A 17,564-nucleotide genomic window follows, 5' to 3' on the forward strand; every position below is an offset into this window, starting at 1 on the left:
AAAATAATGGATTGCACTCCCCTCTATCCCCATAAAAAAGACAGGCATCTTAAAAATTCCTCTAAAAGAACCTGTCTTTCTTATGATTTTATCGTTTTTCAGTTCAACTTTTACCTGCCATTCAGCTTCCAGTCCGCCGAAGCCGTCTGCAGTTCTACCAGTCTTGCATAAAGTCCGTTCTTTTTCATCAGTTCATCATGTGTTCCGCTCTCTGCAACAACACCTCCGTCAAGGACAACGATCTTGTCTGCATTTTCAACGGTTCTCATTCTGTGCGCAATGACAAGGACTGTCTTTCCTTTTACCAGCTTAGAAATTGCTTCCTGGATCTCTGTCTCATTGTCCACATCAAGAGACGCTGTCGCTTCGTCTAACAGAATGACCGGCGCATCTTTTAAAAGTGCACGGGCAATGGAAAGACGCTGGCACTCGCCACCGGAAAGTGTGGAGCCGTTTTCTCCGATCACGGTCTGATAGCCGTCCGGCAGTTTTTCAATAAACGTATGACAGCGCGCCGCCTTTGCAGCAGCGATCACCTCTTCATCGGTCGCATCTTTGCGCCCTATACGGATATTTTCCATAATGGTATTGTTGAAAAGAACTACGTTCTGGAATACCACGGAAAAATCTCTCATCATGGCAACTGAATCGATCGGTGCAATATCCGTGCCACCAAGTGTGATTTTTCCACCGTTCACATCGTAAAAACCAGCCGCTAAATTTGCCACCGTACTCTTTCCCCCGCCGGACGGTCCGACAAGGGCTGTTACCTGTCCCTGTTTTGCAGTGAAAGAAACATCCCGCAACACCGGTTTGCCAGGTTCGTAGGCAAAACTTACATGGTCGAATGTAATATCATAGCCGTCTGTCTGATACTCTTTCTTCTTATTTTCCTCTTTATAATCCTGGATTTCTTTCAGGCGCTTTACCTGAAGATCCACGGAAAACAGCTCTGCCATATTTGCCATTGCCCCGGAAAGTGGAGCATATAGTCTTGAAGCTGCGATCAGGAATAAAATGTAGGAAAACAGTGTGGTCTGATGGTTGATCATCAAAGTATTTCCGACAACAATGACCGTCGCAAGTCCAAGCTGCAAAAACATCTGCCCTGTAGTCACAAGGCTTGCCGTTACCATCTCCGAAGAGATCTGTGCCTTTTCCGCGGCATCCATTTTTTCATCCAGCTTTTTCAGATATACCGTTTCCTGATTGCACGCCTTAATGTCCTGCACCGTCTCTAAGCATTCCTGTATTCCATCTGCCAGTGCAAGTTTTGCATCGATATGTTTCTGCCCCTGCTTTGTCTGCAGCTTTCTGGAAAAAAGAACGATTGCAAACGCCACCGGCGCTACCCCAAGCAGCGCAAGTCCCATTCTCCAGTCATAGATCAAAAGCACGATGCACACGATCGCAGTCGACAGGATCGAACCCCAGAACTGCGGTACGGTATGCGAAAATGCGTGTTCAAAACCTGCGCAGTCCCCCATGATCGTACTCGTCAGATCAGACAGATCACGCTCATGGAAAAACCGAAGCGGCATCGTCCTTAACTTTTCCGCGATTGAAATCCTGCGGCGTTCACTCTCCTGATAGGTTCCCATATAGGTCAGTGTATACTGCAGATAATGCATCACAAATATGACTGCTAAAATGACGATTCCGATCACCGTGTACAGTAAAATATTTCCACCCTGCCCGCTGTCCCAGGACAATGCTATAAGGAAAGAATCAAGCACACATGCAAGCAGTGCAACCGGAAGCATCAGGCTGACATAAGCCAGAACTGAATAAAGGATTCCTTTACACAGGTCTTTTGCGCCCTGCTTACTCAATGCATATTTGTTTTGAAAATATTTTGTCATTATTTCGTCTCCTTTCCGACTTTCCAATGAACCGAGGTCTGATAATTGTTCCACATGGACGCATATCTGCCGCCTGCAGCCAGCAGTGAATCATGTGTGCCGCGCTCAATGATTTTTCCTCCATCAAACACTAAAATCAGATCCGCATTCTGTATCGTCGAGAGACGGTGTGCGATCATGAGAACCGTTTTTTCTGCTGTCAGTTTTTCAAAAGCAAGCTGTATCTGATGCTCGTTCTCCGCATCTGCAAAGGCAGTCGCCTCATCCAAGACGATGATCGGAGCGTCCTTTAAAATCGCTCTCGCTAATGCGATTCTCTGATTTTCTCCACCGGATAAATAAGTGCCGCCATTTCCCACAACCGTATCAATCCCGTCCGACAGACGGTCAATGATCTCTCTGCACTGGGCAGCTTCCACGGCACACATCACTTCTTCGCGTGTTGCCTCCGGTCTTGCAGCGCGGATATTTTCAAGCAGAGTATCCCCAAATAGTTTTGTGTTCTGGAATACAAACGCGATCTGGTTCATCAGGGTTTTCTTATCCATCTGTCTGACATCAACGCCTCCTACACAGACACTTCCATCCGTCACATCATAAAACCGTGGGATCAGTTTTGCTGCCGTAGATTTACCACTGCCTGATGCACCCACAAGCGCAACCGTCTTTCCTTCTGGGATCTCAAATGTGATCTGGTCGAGTGCTTTTTCTTTTGTTCCTGCGTAACAGAATGACACATTTTCAAATGCTACAGAAGCATCTTTCGGCTGCATTGGGTTGGAAGGCTCCGCTAACGGCTGTTCTTTTAACACTTCCTCAATACGTATCACTGCACTTTTTGCAGCCATCAACTGCTCACTGGCAAACATGACACGGTTCATCATCGTTGTGCAGACCGGCGTGAACAGACTGTAAAACAGGAAATCCAAAATAACGTCCTGATATGCAGCCTGACCGCTTACTCCCGTCATAATCATACACGCAACCGGAATCAGCAGGATAAATGTGCCATTTAATGCAACCTGAAAACCGGTCAGAGGGATACGGCATTTTAACGCATACCCGGAAGCATATTTTTCGTACTCCCCGATCGCTGCATGGAAATTTTTAAAGGAATAGACCGTCTGCTGGAACACTTTTACAACCGGGATTCCACGGATATATTCGACGGCTTCCTTATTCATGGTTTCAAGTGCTGTCATGTAACCTTCCATAAAGTTTGCATTGTCGCCACCCATCATCTGCTTTAAAAAGAAAAGACTGATGGCAAGCGGAACCATGCAGCAAAGACCTAACCGCCAGTCAAAAACTAAGATCAGCACGAACACTGCGACCGGCATCACCACTGCCCCGGTAAGATCAGGAAGCTGATGTGCCAGAAAATTCTCAGTCAGTCCTGCATTGTCATCAATCACTTTCCTTAGGCGTCCACTGGCATTTGCACTAAAATATCCTAACGGCAGTGTGACGATATGATGCATAGCTGCCTTTTTCATATTTGTTGCAGTGCGGAATGCCGCCAGATGCGAACAGCACAGTGCAATAAAATAAAGTAAAATACTTAAGACCGAAAAACAAACTGCCCACCACGCATAAGTACTGCTATGGGAAGCAAGACTGATATCTCCTTCCATCATCGCATTTAACATGTCACGGACAACAAACCATATACAGACAAACGGGATCATGGACAACACCGTACTCAGTCCCGCAAAGATCATACCTGCGATCGTCAGCCAGTGGCGGTTTCCGGCATATTGAAACATTCTGGATATCTCAGAATTCTTTTTCATGAAAAAATATCCTCCTTATCTAAAAACTGGCAGGAATCCGACACTTTCCTGATTCCTGCCGAAAATGATTCTGCCGTGTTTCTTTACTCAGACAAATTTTCTGTACAGAATAACTGAATGCAGTTCTCGATCATCGTCTGATCATAATCCGTTGAAATACCGGAAGCAAGCCAGTAAGCATAATCTCCGGCATCATACTGACCTAATGCATCCAGATCGCTGCCATAACGTAACTCAATATGATAGGTCGTATCGGAAGTATCCGGCGCGATGCAAAAATAAGTAAACTCTCCGGAATCAGCATCATCGCTCTCATACTCGTACAGACCACGGATCTTTTCCATGCCTACATAGTGATAGGTATGTGCAAACAATTCTTTTCCGTTTTTATCATAACCCTTGATCATCGAAGAATCACCGTCAAATTCCAATGTGTCTACACCCTGTGTGAAAGAACAGTCATAAACTCCATTGCCATCCGTATAGGCTTCCACAGCTTTCTCACCATAAATCTCTCCACTAACCATAGATGCCAGCTTTTCATACGCTGCCTTAGCATTTTCCTCACCAACGAGCTCGCCACAGTTGTCAATCCAGAGTTTTTCATACTCATCTGAAAGGATCACCGGCCAGAGTTCCTGATATGTACCCGTCAGGTCAACAAGAAGCTGCTCTGCTGTTTGACTGTCATCCGCTGTCTCCGTCGCATCTGCAACTTCTTCTGCTGCCGTACTCTCTGATACCTCTGTGTTTTCTGTTGCTATGCTCTCTGATTCCATTGTGCTTTCTGTTGCTGCACTCTCTGATTCCGCTACACTCGCCGAAGTTCCGGCTGCCTCTGTACTCGCATCACCAGTGTCCGCATTTGCCCCGTTACCGGAATTTCCGCATCCGGCTGCCATGGAAAATGCCAATGTTGCTGCCAAAAACAGGTTCATAATTTTTTTCTTTTTCATGATAGATCCTCCTCAAACTGAAAATGCTGCAGTTAGTATTTTCTAACTGCAGCACTCATTCTAAAGGATTCAATTTTGATTTACAATTACTGAACGGTCTTTTTTCTATCCATTCAGACTTTTTTCCGATACTCCCTCGGCGGCATCCCATACTCCGCGCAAAAGGCAGATGTAAACTTATTCGGATTCAGATAACCGATCTGCGCAGCAATCTCCCCCACCGTGAGGCTGCTCTCTTTTAACAGCCGCTCCGCCACCTGCAGGCGGTACCGTTTCATGTAGGCATAGACAGAATCTCCGTAAACGCCCCGGAAACATTTTTTCATGACCGTCGGCGAAATTTCAAACCGCCCGGAAAGCACGTCGATCGTATAATGTTCACTGAAATGTGCCGTGAGAAAAGCATGGATCTGTTTGATCACTTCGATCTGGGTCTCAGAAAAATGTACATGCTCTTCCCTGTCCTCCATGGGGTTTAATTCTGTCAGCACCAAAAGCAGCTCTAAAACTTTTACCCGGATATAACCATGCCGGATTTTTTCAGGGACCGTATACAACTCTGAAAAAATATGTTCTATGGTTGAATTTGCCCGAATGATCGTAAAATCACGCATCCTGGAAAGTTCCCTGATCCGCTCTAAATCTACTGCCAGAAGCTCCAACACATTTTTCATCTCATCTGTGATCATGGAAAAATCAATGGTAACGGTAATACCGTGGTAATGGCTGGTCGGGAATTCCGACTGGTGCGAATTGTCCTGCAGGGAACAAAAAGACAGATCTCCGGCAGACATATAGCAATACTGATGCTCTCCAAACAGACACTCACTCCGTCCCTCCCTGCAATAGTTGATCTCCATCACATCAGAAGCAGGTTCCTGCTGTTTGTTGCAGTACGCCATGTGCATGTCATTGTAGACTAACTCCATGCCGGGAAACACCCGGTACAGCGTGATATCTCCCGTACCACTCTCATTTTCAAGATGAAAACAACTGCTGCTTCCATCGTCTTCGCTCTTTTCATGCACCGAAGCTCCATATAAACCGATGCTGGTAAATCCGTCTGCGGCTGGTGAAATGTCAGACTTGTCCTTATCCTGCTGTAATATATTTTTTGCAAATTCGTAGGGATTGTTCATCCGAACCTCCTTTGCAGCTTTCGTTTGCCATTAAATAACTGTTTCCAATGCTTTTATTTACAGACTTCCATATGTTCTAAGTATCAGACACATTCAGAACAGATCCAGCATATTATCCAGATATATTTCTTCCCTGACCTTTAACTGATACTCAGGTTTTGTCATATAATAGAGCAGGAACTCTAAGATCAGGGCGCTGCCAAGTCCCCTGCCTTCAATTTTGTTCTCATTTTTTTATACTTCTTAATAGAATCCATTTATATCTCTAACAGTGCCTCATCCCTGCAGCCTAATACCCGTGCCAGCCGGAATACATCGATGGCTTTCGTATGGTTGATATCTCTTTGTCTCTGCTCAAAAAGCTGTATCTGTCTGATAGAAACGCCTGATAATTCTGCCAGTTCGCTCTGCGAAAGCCCTGATGCTTTTCTGAGCCTTTTCAAATTTGTATCAACATAATATTCTTTCCACAATTCATTCAACCGTTCAACAAAATGCATAATATCCATCTCATGATATACCTCATACATATCACATATCTGGCTTGGTTTTATCACATTGTTAATCCTTGCAAATGTTCTGACGGTATACCACTGATAATATGCAAGAGCCCACCCTGTCCAATATTCCGGTGACTTATCTATAAACATCTGATCTTCCTGCTGTAAATATGGAAGACCAACGCTTACCACAACTTCCTTAACTATTTCGCAGCCTGTCTTTCCCGCAATATAGGTTGGATTTCCCTCCTGAAACTGCCGTGAAACATCTGACACCAGAAACATGCTGTAATATTCATCTATGTCCATGTCACATGTATTAACGGCAAAGTCAAACATATCCCCTAATATTCTCTGTGCCAGATTAATATAATCATCTGGATAGGCGCGCATCTCCATTTTCCATGCCCTCCCTCATAATGTCAATGATATACAGCTCATGATACGTAGCATCGGCTCTTTTTCTGACCCTGTATTCTTTCTTTGCCTCCCGTTCTCTTTCTCTCTTTTTAGAATAATAGATCTCACAGGAAACATTTTCTTTATCTATAAATTTGATCTGTCGAAATGCTTTTTCACTCTTGAGGACAATTTGTTCCCCTAATTTTCCAAGTCTCATGGCCTCTGATAATTTTTCCAACGAAATCGTACCCGCCACAAAATCCTGTGCAAAAGAAAAATAGGAATCATCTGCCCGGTATCCCCTGATCACATCATACGCTGATATATCAATCAGAAAATGTTTTTTTACATATTCTTTTGCTTCTTCCGCTATCGTTCCATTTTGCCAATAGGTTCTGTTATCCGCAAGAATCGCAAGCCAGTTTAAAATATTGTATTTTGGGTCATTCAAATTGAGTACATTCAGTCCCGACATATCAAATTCATAGATATTCACATATCCGTCATGATTTTTCGCACATGCCCACTCTCTGGCTAATTCTATATCTTCCGTGCAATAAAATCCTCTGCCGTAGTCGTTATTACGCATGCCTTTTCCATATTCCGGAACTTCTATAATGTTTTCTGAACCATGATATAATCTTAATTTCATGTGAGCACCCTCCAGACCTGTATTCCTCAACGGCTTGTATATAATTATATCGCTATTGCGATACTTTTTCAAGCATGGCTACCTTCAGACCAGTTTCCCTCAATGGTTTGTATATCATGACTGCCTACAGCTACAGTCCCAGCTTCCGGTACCGGTTCACGCACGCAAACACTTCCTGCTTTCTTGGCATTGCAAGTCCGCAAGGAAGATAACTGCTCTCGCAGACGGCTGCGATTCCTTTCTTCTGCAAAACATCCCAAAGCGCATCGACCGCCTGTGTCAGTGTATGTTTCCCATCAAAAAAGTGGATCTGCATATATTTTAACATATACCCCAGTGATGCAAGCTGTTCCGTATCCATAAGCTGTTCCACATAGCGGACGTCTATGACTTCCCGGTTGATGGAAATAGAATCCTTTCCCATCGTTTTCATCTTTAAGCGGTTGTCCTCACGAAACATCCGGTCAGGCTTTACTTTTCTATCAAAATCAGGCTGCTTTGACGGAGCAATGTCCTGTTTTGGAAGCGGGAACTCTGCCGCTGCCTGCTTTGCTGACTCAGTGATCTCAATCGGCTCGTAACGGTTCATCTGGATGATGCAGTCTGCCTTGTGAAAATAGGAACCGGAGCTTCCGGCAACAAGAACCGTTGAAATACCATATGTGTGATACAGTTCCTCCACACGGTCAATAAAAGGCACGATCGGCTCTGCATCACGGTTGACCACACGCTGCATCAGCTCGTCACGGATCATAAAGTTCGTTGCACTGGTATCCTCGTCGATCAGAAATGCTTTTGTGCCCGCCTCCATCGCCTCGATTACATTCGCCGCCTGCGACGTGCTTCCGCTGGCATCTTCCGTATAAAAGGATACCGTATCTTTCCCATTCGGCAGGTCATGAATAAACATGGAAATATCCACGTCACGGATGCTTCTTCCATCCTCGGCACGGATTTTCATCGCTGTATCGTCCGTGATGACATACTCCCTGCCATCCCCTGCAATGTGGTTATAGACACCTGTCTCAAGCGCTTTTAACAGTGTTGATTTTCCATGGTAACCACCGCCTACGATCAGCGTGATGCCCTTCTTTATTCCCATTCCGGTCAGTTTTCCGTGGTGTGGCAGCGTCAGCGTGACGGAGAGACTTTCCGGTGACTGAAAACGCACTGCATCCTTCATCGGTCTGCCGGAGACACCGGACTCCCGCGGCAGGATCGCACCATCCGCCACAAACGCACAGAGTCCCATCGGATTTAACTGCTCCCTGATATATTCCTGATCCTCGGCGAGATCTGCTGCTGCCTCTACCGCTTCTTTTTTCAGTGAACGATAATATAGAGAACCTTTCACACACTCCGGCAGAAAATCAAAGAAAATCTTTTCGAGTTCTCTTGCATTGACCGTTCTCCCGTTTGCCGGAAAACCGATCTCCATGCGCAGCACAATATCGCCGTTTTTTGCATCCATCTGACAGGCACTGCGCTCTAACACTTCCTGTCCCGGACGGCTGACCGCCATAAGACCGCTCTTTCCGGAACCTTTCGCTTTAAAGGAAACTTTCTCGACTTGGCGCGCAAACTGGCGCAGCAGATAATCCTGCACAGCGATTCTTCTGCAGTCTTTCTGATAAAGATGTTCCGGAAATCCCGCCTGTTTTCCACGGACATGGATGCTTACCTTCGATGGTGCTGCAAACGGATCTCCCTGCACATGGTCAATGGAAAGCACATATCCAGGAAACTCATAAGTCCCCCTTGTGTCCTTATATGCCGGATAACCTTTATGGTCGATACGCTGTAATAAATTTTTTAACTCTGCTGCTGTCTGCATAATTCCCTCCTGCTAAAAAAGCATACTTTCCTGCTCTATCGTACAACCGGTTTTTAAAATATAATCCTTAAGTTCTTTTAATTCTGCCGGAACTTCTGTGTCCCTTACTTTTTGCAAATATTTTTCATCCCGTTTTTCCCCATATTCCTGATATTTGAAAAACGTCTCCCCATCCATTGCAAGCGGTTTCACATCCGGAAAAATTTTCTCTTTTATATTCATAAATATACGGATTCCGCCATAATCTAAGTCACTGGTATGAAAATACTCTGCCCCCTGCTCTCCCAGACACTCCCTGAGATTTTTCAGGAAAAGCCTCTCTTTCGGTGAGAAAAAACCGTGCGAATAGACAAGCAGCGTTCCCTCTTCATATGACATTTCCATAAAATTGGCTTTATTTTCAACCGTTACAATTTTTCGAATTGTCTGCTCCGGCAATAGTTTTGCATATTTTAATGTCTCTGCATTTAAGATCGTACCATAGGCAAACAGGGCGGTATCAATTTTGTTTCCTGCAAGTTCAAACTGCAGCGAACCTTTGACAGAAAGTTCCTGATGGTATGTCTCAATCCCAATTTCCGATAATACTTCGTCATTTCCCATAACTTCTTCGTCAGCATCCACATCCGGGCAAAATTTTCTCGCATCCGAAATAATTTTATCCTGGACTGCTCTCTGAAATGATTTTGAATTTTTCAGGTATTTTTTACTGAATATCCGTCTTGAAACCGGTTCCTCTATCTCATTTAATCCGGCTAACGTGTTAAAATAAATTTCCTTTGTTTCTTCATCTTTGCATATTTTCGGAATTTTTTCACGTTCCAGGTCATTTTCCAGCTCCCCAATACATTGATCGATCCATGGTTTCCAGGTCTGCTGGCGCCCTCTTAATTTCTGTAACTCCTGACGAAGTTTCAAAAATGGTTCAAAATAGCGCTCATATTTTGGCACCCGCCCATCCATTTCATAAAATCTCGGAATATCAGACAAACGATATACGATCTGCTCTAGTTCACTTCCCCTTGTGTACCATCCACTTATCTTCTGCCCTTTTCCATCCTGTAACAGATGACGTGCCTGCAACTCTAAAACCTGCCTGTTCAGCTCTGTTTTTCCGATTTCATCATACAGCGCCTGAACGATCCTGATAGAACGTTTCCCATCATTTTGCCCCTGATTAGGATATTTTCTCCAATCAGTATCGCCATGTTCATAATCATCAAGGATCACCTGAACGATACTGGTTCTTGTCTCTTTTTCCTTCTCCTTCTTCAACCGCTCTTACTCCTCCTCCACAACCAACTGTGAAAAATCCTTTTTCTCAAACTCCTGAATCGAAATGCTCTTCTTATTCGGATTCGCATAAACGAATGTCTTATCTACATTTTCAATGTAATTCTGGATCTTATCGTTTGTTGCACTGATGATCGCCTGAAAACCAAGCCCGCGGATGAGCTCGATACAGCTCGCCACTTTCTCTGCATCCATCTTGGAAAATGCCTCATCTAAAACAACAAGACGGATCGTCGGACGTCTTGTCAGTCTTGCAGACAGATTGATATGGTATGCCTGCGCAAAACTTGCAAGCAGTGCAATGTAAAGCGGGTTCTGTCCCTCACCACCGGAATTTTTCTTGATCATCTTGCTAAGACCAATGACAAGACGTTCGTCACCTTCCACGATCTGTTCCATCTCAAATGAAAGATACGTACGGTAATCTGCATACTTCACCATGTTCTGTTTTGCCTCATCAAGTTCCTGCTGCGTGGCATTTTCCGGCGGAATAAAGATATGGATCAGATCACTCATCAACATACCGTATTTATTTTCATGCTCCATCGAAAACAGATTCATTTGATGCTCCATCGGCGATGCAAGTGAGGACGGATCGATATCTAAGTCCTCATCCATAAACATATCATAAAATGCGCCGTCGGCTCCCTTATTTCTCGTGATCTTAAACTGATAGCGGTCTTTACCAAAATTCAGGTTGCGGATGATACGGTTTAATTCATCCCTGCGCACATAGGCTTCTTTGATAGCGCTGCGGATCTTGTATACAAAATCCTCCTTAAAATGCTCCACTGCTGCCTTTGCCTGCTCAGCCGCTTTTTTCTGGTATTCTTCCAGTTCATTGCAGGAAAGCTCCGAGAGCAGGCTGTCATAATCGTCATTATTCTCTGCGCTCGCTGAGAAATCACGTTTTGGATGATTCTGAAGATAATTCATACGTACATCCACCAGTTTATTTTTCTGTACATCACACTGACCGGACACCTGTTCCATTTCTCCCTGTGTCGATGCTTTCAGGCTGTCATACTTCTTATTTTTCTGCCCGGCAATATAAACCTCAAATGCCTCTTCTTCCGCAGCGGAACCGCGAAGTTCTCTTTTTTTCGTAAGAAGTTCCTCATTTTTTGTAATGAAATCACTGCTGTCTTTTTCAATGGCATCTTCTTTTTTCCGGATCTGGTATTTTAAGTCATCGATCTTATCTTCCAGATCTTTTTGTTTTTCGTGAATCTCTTCTGCCTGTTTCTTTAAGATCTCAACCGTACCGGCACCGATCTCTGCCATTTTCTTTTCTGTTTTTGCCTTTTGTTTTTCCTTTTCTTTCTTCTCCGAAAGATCTGATATCAGGTTCTGGTATTCCTCGACTGTATCATTTAAAAATTCCTGGGCAAGAATATTTTTCGCCTCTGTCTCGCGCTCTCTGTATTCTGCTCTGTCCTGCTCTAATTTCTCCAGGCTGGCTGCAAGTTCCTTCTGGCGCTGTTTCTTACTCTTTTCACCAATATATACATGTTTCTTATAATTGTCCGGATTTAAACGGCGTAACTGATAACTCTGGTATAATAAACAGTCTGCCGTCACACCGATCTTGCACTGGCGCAGTTCGTCCACCGAAGTACACTTGATGACATTTCCGAGTAAGAAGTCCACAAATGTCCTCACATATGGCTCTTTTGCTTCTACTTCTTCTGCAAGCGCATTGTCTTTTACGCGCCAATCCTCCTGCATCAGTTTTTCCGTATCCACTAAAGATACACGGAAGAAACGCTTCTCGTCGAGTGTTTCGTATACTTCCATCGCCTGTTTGACATAGGCAGGCTCCACGATCAGCGCAAGTTTGTTCCAGGAAAGATAACCCTCGATCGCATTACGCCATGTTTCATCTTTAATATCAATGAGATCTGCAAAAATACGGACCTGGATATTTTTTCCGGTCAGTTCAGAAAGTTTTCTTGCAATTTCGGATCTCGCAAGTTCTAACTCTCTCGGATATGCTTTTTTACCAAGTTTTAACTCTGTGAGTTCTTTCTCTAACACATCCGCTTCTTTATTCATGGAACGGATCTCCGAGGAAGCCTCCTGCCTGTCCTTTTCCGCCTCTTTCTGTACTTCGACCAGGCTTCGTTTCAAACGTTCGATCTCCTCTCCGGTGATCGTGCCTTCTTTGAACTTCTCGATATCCCATAGAATCTGATTCGAAACGATATCTACATCTTCCCAGCCGTTTAATCTTGCACAGATACCATCCCACTTGTTTTTACTTCGCTCTAAAAGGCTTAAGTTTTCTTCCAAACTCTTTAACTGCTCTTCTAATCTTGCATAACCGGTTCCGGCGATCTGCTCATTGATCTCGCCGTATTCTTTTTCATAATTTTCTTTTACCTGAAGCAATTCTGTAAGACTTTCATTCTGCAGTACGACATCCTTTTTCCAGTTTTCCACACGCTGCTGCATTTCCTCTATGGTCTGCTCTAACTGTAAGATCGTCAGTTTGTCCATCCGGTAACGGCAGTTTAACAGTTCTTTTTTCTTCTCCTCCATCACCTGATACTGTGCACTGATCTGCTTTAATTCTTCGATTTCCTGCATCGTGGCTTCGATCTTACGGCACATTCTGCCATAAAGCATCGCCCCCTCCTGCATGTCCTCGATATGGATGTCCTGCTCCATGCAGATATATTCTTTTACAAAATCCTCTAACCGGATATTCATTTTAAATGGGATCGCACGCTTAAACAGGCGCGGGAATTTTTCCATATCCAGTCCGCCTAAATAGACATCATAAAGGTTTCTGCGGAATCTCTCATTATTAGAAGTGTAAAACATCTCATCTTTTGGGAAATTCTGCTGTAAATAGCTGCGCACTTCACTGATCGTCATTGCGCGGCTCTCTGTCCGGTAATCCCCCGGGATCAGCTCGCCCTTATGCCAGAAAAACAGCCTGTTTATCTCATTGGTAGCGGTCTCCACATCAAACACAACACCGATACATTCTTTTTCTTTTGTGATCGTCTGTTCCATCTCAAGAACGATCGTCGTGGAAAAGTTTTTGTTTCGCTTATACTCTGCCTGATTATTCTCACCAATGTTGATCATGCCGCGCAGATACTCGATCAGGCTTCGGTCAGAATCATCTGCCGCTGCCTTGTTGAAAAATCCACGTCCATCCGTGTTCGCATAAAGCACGATCTGCATCGCATCGATTACGGTGGACTTTCCACTGCCGGAATGTCCGGTAAAAAAATTGATGCTCTCGTTTAACCCTAACACCTTACGGTCAATATAATGCCAGTTATTGAGGCAGATTCTGGTAAAAACTTTATATGCCTGATTCATCTGTTCCATCTTCTGTCTCTCCTTCCTCATCCACATTCATTTCTTCTGGTTCAAGATCACTTTCTTCATCCGTCATATCATTTTCTGAAAGTGCTTCCTCACTGTTCCACTCCAGATTCTCCTGACCGGCTACCTCATCACTTTTTACCTCATCAGAAAAACTGCCGAGCAGCCCGTTTACATCCTCCCGCATCAGCACTAAATTGATGCACGGATAGATCATGATCCTCGTATTTTCAAGCTGTTCTTCGAACACATCCAGAAATTCTACCATCTGATATTTCTTTAAAATAGCAAATGCTTTTTTTATCTCAGTCATGGAGGACGGACCTTTGATCAGACGGAACTCTCCTGCTTTTCCATTCAGTTCTCCAAACGTCGTTATAACATTGACACTGGAGGAAACTGCCGCCATCTTTTCGTCGTAGATCAGTTTTAAAAGCAGCAGGTAAATCGTTGCAAGTTTCGGCAGTTTCTCCCCGATTCCGTCTGTTCCCTCCAGATAAATGATTCCAAGCTCTGTATCCTGGCTTAGTTTTATCCCTGCAACCGCAAAATACTCCGTCAGAAATTCCAAATGCCTGTCGCAAAAATCGTACATGCGATCCGGCATCATGCGTCCGTATTTTTTATCATATTTTCGTTCCGGCAGAAATGTCTGGGAGAGCAATGTTCTTATCACTTCCTGCATCCGCTCCACATCCTGCGTATTTAACTCTTCGTAACCTTCAAACATTAATTCTGTTCACTTTCTATTGATTTTTGCTTTGTGCTAAAAGTCATTTTCGGATAACAATAATTGCCATTCTGAATCTGACTATCCTCCACCTGTACCCGGTATCTGCTGTTTTTGCGCATACTGATATCGTAGGCAAGGATCAGCTTTTCAAATGACTCATCATCCGCTATATCCATATGTTCTGTTTCTAAAATACCATCTGTCATCTTCTCTTCGATGAACTCTTCGATCTGTTTTGCCGTATAACGGTGTTCAATCTTATTTAAGCGCAGTACATCTTCCCTGGAAAGCTCTGCATCTTCCTCTTCTTCCTGCAGATCATCCTCAAATTTTCTGCGGCGTCTTCTCTTATAAAGAGGATTATCACTCAAAACATCAAAAGATGACAGATTCATGTGCCCCGCCACTTCTTTTAACATCTCACTCTGTTCACTTTCCGTCTCAGCCGCTCCAAGTCTGTTCAAAAGCAGGATCAGCATACCGTGACGCTCTGTCTCATCACTGAGCAGATAATTTAACCGGCTCACAGTTGCACGGATATACTTGCTGTGTTCTTTGTCCATGTTTGAGATCCGGTGTTCAATGTCATCAAATCCACGCTCGATCTGGTCGATCAGATCCAACACATCTTCCTGTCTGTTTCTTCTCGCATGTAAAAATGGCAGATCCTCTTCTGACCGCTGCGGTTCAAGTACAGAAGACCTGCTTCCTGCATTTTTCTGCTCCATGCGCTGTTTCTGCCGGATGCGCTCCACCCAGACGTCATCCTCCCGCATTTCCTTTAACCAGCGTTTAATGTCCATTTTATAAATATAAAAATTGTCACTCGTCTTTAAAATGTGGTATTTGCGTCTGACAACTTCCTCCACATAGCCCTCTAAATGCTCCTTTAACAGTTCGTCGTAAGACTGTTTGTTCAAAAGGCGTTCAAAAAATTTATCCATGTTGTGCAGCATATCCTGCAGTGCCTTATTCAGTTTTCTGGTATTGACAAGTGCTGTCTTTAACATAGCAAGATTCATGCGGTGGTCATTCTTAAAAGAAAAAAGAGTCGCATAAACATTCTGGATATAAAGATCCGTGTCATCTAACGGTTCGTCCGCTAATTTTTCAAATGCCTCGATCATCACTGCCGCATAATCCGGTATGACGATATTGGTAGTCATTGCCTCATAATCTTCAATTTTTCTAAGCCATTTTGCGCGTACCAGCCAGTTTAGGATTCGTCCCGGCAATGCAGTTTCTACATCTTCCTCTGTCTCATTATCCTCTCTCATAAAGGCATAACGACGAGAGGAGCACATGTCACTTAAAATCTGGACACATGCTTCTCTGCTTAAAAAGTAATTGTTGTACTGGTATTCGTCATTGATGGTCAGAAGTGCTTCTATATAGATGTCCCGGTTTACGGACCGGAACAGGCCCCAGAAAGATGCTGGGATGTCGTATATCAATTTCACGTTATTCTTTCCTTACTATCATTTCTTACAATCTCATGATACACTGCTTATCTGTATCTGCACACGTCTTATTTTTGCACAATGCATGCAGCATATCCGTCTGCACACACTTTATCTGGTGCGTGATTCATGCAGCATATCCATCTTCATCTCGTAATATGCCGGACTCATATCCAGATAATGTTCATGTGGATTTTCAAAACGCTGTTCTTCTTCCCACACTTCGGTATTAAGCTGTTTTTCCACATAAGCTCTGATATCTTCTAAGGTTTCCGGCTCCACGATACGTTTTCCTGCCTTTACGACCTGCTGCTGAAGTTTTTTCGCTGTGCAGTTTTCAAAAGAACGGTTTTTCCATGGTTTTACCGGATCCGCATAGCGGTATGGCACAGACATATCAACTTTCTCTCCTGCCTTTGTGATCAGATCCGCAACGGAGTGTCCTGCTTCATCATAGATACGGTACACATCTTTGAGTCCCGGATTTGTGATCTTCTCCACATTTTCTGAGATCTTGATACGCGGAGCAAATGTACCGTTTTCCTCCACTGCCGAAATCTTATATACGGCACCAAAGACAGGATCTGATTTTGCAGTAATCAGACGTTCACCGACACCAAAACTGTCGATCTTTCCGCCCTGCTGTAAAATGGATGTAATCGTATACTCATCTAAGCTGTTTGAAACAACGATCTTGCAATCCTCTAATCCCACATCATCTAACATCTTACGGATTTTTTTGGAAAGGTATGCAAGGTCACCGCTGTCGATACGGATTCCCTTTAATCTTTTTCCCATCGGCTCTAAAACTTCTTTTGCCACACGGATCGCATTCGGGATACCGGAACCGATGACATCATAAGTATCCACTAAAAGCACTGTCCCATCCGGATAATTCTCTGCATAATGTTTAAATGCCTCAAATTCATCCTTATAATACATCACCCAGCTATGTGCCATGGTCCCGCTGACCGGAATATCAAACATCTGACCGGCAAGCACAGTTGCCGTTCCGACAGCGCCTCCGATATAAGCAGCTCTGGCGCCATAAACTGCAGCATCCATATTATGGGCACGGCGTGCACCAAAATCAGAAACTGCACGTCCCTCTGCCGCACTCACGATACGTCTTGTTTTTGTTGCGATCAGCGACTGATGATTGACCTGTGCAAGCAGTGCTGTCTCAATAAGCTGTGCATCGATTAACGGTGCAACTACCGTAATGACCGGCTCATTCGGGTACATGATCGTTCCTTCCCGGAACGCATAAATATCACCGCTGAATTTAAAATCTTTCAGATAAGTGAGAAAATCTTCGGTAAAAATGTGAAGTGAACGGAAATATGCAATGTCCTCCTCATCAAAATGAAGATTTTCAATGTACTCCAAAATCTGCTCTAATCCTGCAAAGATCGCAAATCCACCGCCGTCCGGATTACTGCGGTAAAATACATCAAATGCAACTCTCGTATCCTTGTCCTGATCGTTAAAATAACCATTTGCCATCGTCATTTCATACAGATCCATCATCATTGTAAGATTTCTTGTTTCACTCTGTTTCATCATAATCCTCCATGCCTGCACCTTGCTGCGCAGGG

12 protein-coding genes are annotated in these 17,564 nt (G+C 44.0%); all 12 read right to left on the minus strand.

The features are described 5' to 3' along the window. Window positions 1-110: 110 nt before the first annotated feature. Window positions 111-1,862, minus strand: coding sequence for an ABC transporter ATP-binding protein (locus DXA60_RS00370; protein WP_117918576.1), 1,752 nt, complete (start codon window positions 1,860-1,862; stop codon window positions 111-113). Continuing rightward, window positions 1,862-3,655, minus strand: a complete 1,794-nt coding sequence (locus DXA60_RS00375; RefSeq protein WP_117918578.1) for an ABC transporter ATP-binding protein — start codon at window positions 3,653-3,655, stop codon at window positions 1,862-1,864. Before DXA60_RS00375 ends, DXA60_RS00370 begins: the two co-directional genes overlap by 1 nt. A gap of 83 nt (window positions 3,656-3,738) precedes the next feature. Continuing rightward, window positions 3,739-4,611: a hypothetical protein gene (locus DXA60_RS00380; RefSeq protein WP_243006708.1), complete on the minus strand. Its 873-nt coding sequence runs from the start codon at window positions 4,609-4,611 to the stop codon at window positions 3,739-3,741. 113 nt (window positions 4,612-4,724) lie between these two features. Beyond that, on the minus strand, window positions 4,725-5,750 hold the full coding sequence (locus DXA60_RS00385) for a helix-turn-helix domain-containing protein (RefSeq protein ID WP_117918580.1): 1,026 nt from the start codon (window positions 5,748-5,750) through the stop codon (window positions 4,725-4,727). Between the two features lie 257 nt (window positions 5,751-6,007). After that, the gene (locus DXA60_RS00390; RefSeq protein ID WP_117918582.1) at window positions 6,008-6,649 is read right to left on the minus strand and encodes a helix-turn-helix domain-containing protein; all 642 of its coding nucleotides are present in this window, start codon (window positions 6,647-6,649) and stop codon (window positions 6,008-6,010) included. Beyond that, entirely contained in the window at window positions 6,624-7,304 is a 681-nt protein-coding gene (locus tag DXA60_RS00395; protein ID WP_117918584.1) for a DUF3990 domain-containing protein, read from the minus strand. The genes DXA60_RS00390 and DXA60_RS00395 overlap by 26 nt, the downstream gene beginning before the upstream one ends. Before the next feature lie 130 nt (window positions 7,305-7,434). Next, window positions 7,435-9,138 carry an ABC-ATPase domain-containing protein gene (locus tag DXA60_RS00400; RefSeq protein ID WP_117918586.1) on the minus strand — a complete coding sequence of 568 codons (1,704 nt, stop codon included), beginning with the start codon at window positions 9,136-9,138 and terminating at the stop codon, window positions 7,435-7,437. 12 nt (window positions 9,139-9,150) lie between these two features. Next, window positions 9,151-10,413, minus strand: a complete 1,263-nt coding sequence (locus DXA60_RS00405; RefSeq protein ID WP_117918588.1) for a Wadjet anti-phage system protein JetD domain-containing protein — start codon at window positions 10,411-10,413, stop codon at window positions 9,151-9,153. Window positions 10,414-10,419: 6 nt separating this feature from the next. After that, window positions 10,420-13,776, minus strand: coding sequence for an ATP-binding protein (locus DXA60_RS00410; RefSeq protein ID WP_117918590.1), 3,357 nt, complete (start codon window positions 13,774-13,776; stop codon window positions 10,420-10,422). Further along, entirely contained in the window at window positions 13,751-14,503 is a 753-nt protein-coding gene (locus DXA60_RS00415; protein WP_117918592.1) for a DUF4194 domain-containing protein, read from the minus strand. Before DXA60_RS00415 ends, DXA60_RS00410 begins: the two co-directional genes overlap by 26 nt. Continuing rightward, window positions 14,503-15,966, minus strand: coding sequence for a Wadjet anti-phage system protein JetA family protein (locus tag DXA60_RS00420; RefSeq protein ID WP_117918594.1), 1,464 nt, complete (start codon window positions 15,964-15,966; stop codon window positions 14,503-14,505). Before DXA60_RS00420 ends, DXA60_RS00415 begins: the two co-directional genes overlap by 1 nt. A gap of 111 nt (window positions 15,967-16,077) precedes the next feature. After that, window positions 16,078-17,529, minus strand: a complete 1,452-nt coding sequence (locus tag DXA60_RS00425; protein WP_117918596.1) for a nicotinate phosphoribosyltransferase — start codon at window positions 17,527-17,529, stop codon at window positions 16,078-16,080. Window positions 17,530-17,564: the final 35 nt, after the last annotated feature.

Origin of the sequence: Roseburia sp. OF03-24 (assembly GCF_003463035.1) — a bacterium.
GTDB lineage: Bacteria > Bacillota > Clostridia > Lachnospirales > Lachnospiraceae > Roseburia > Roseburia rectibacter.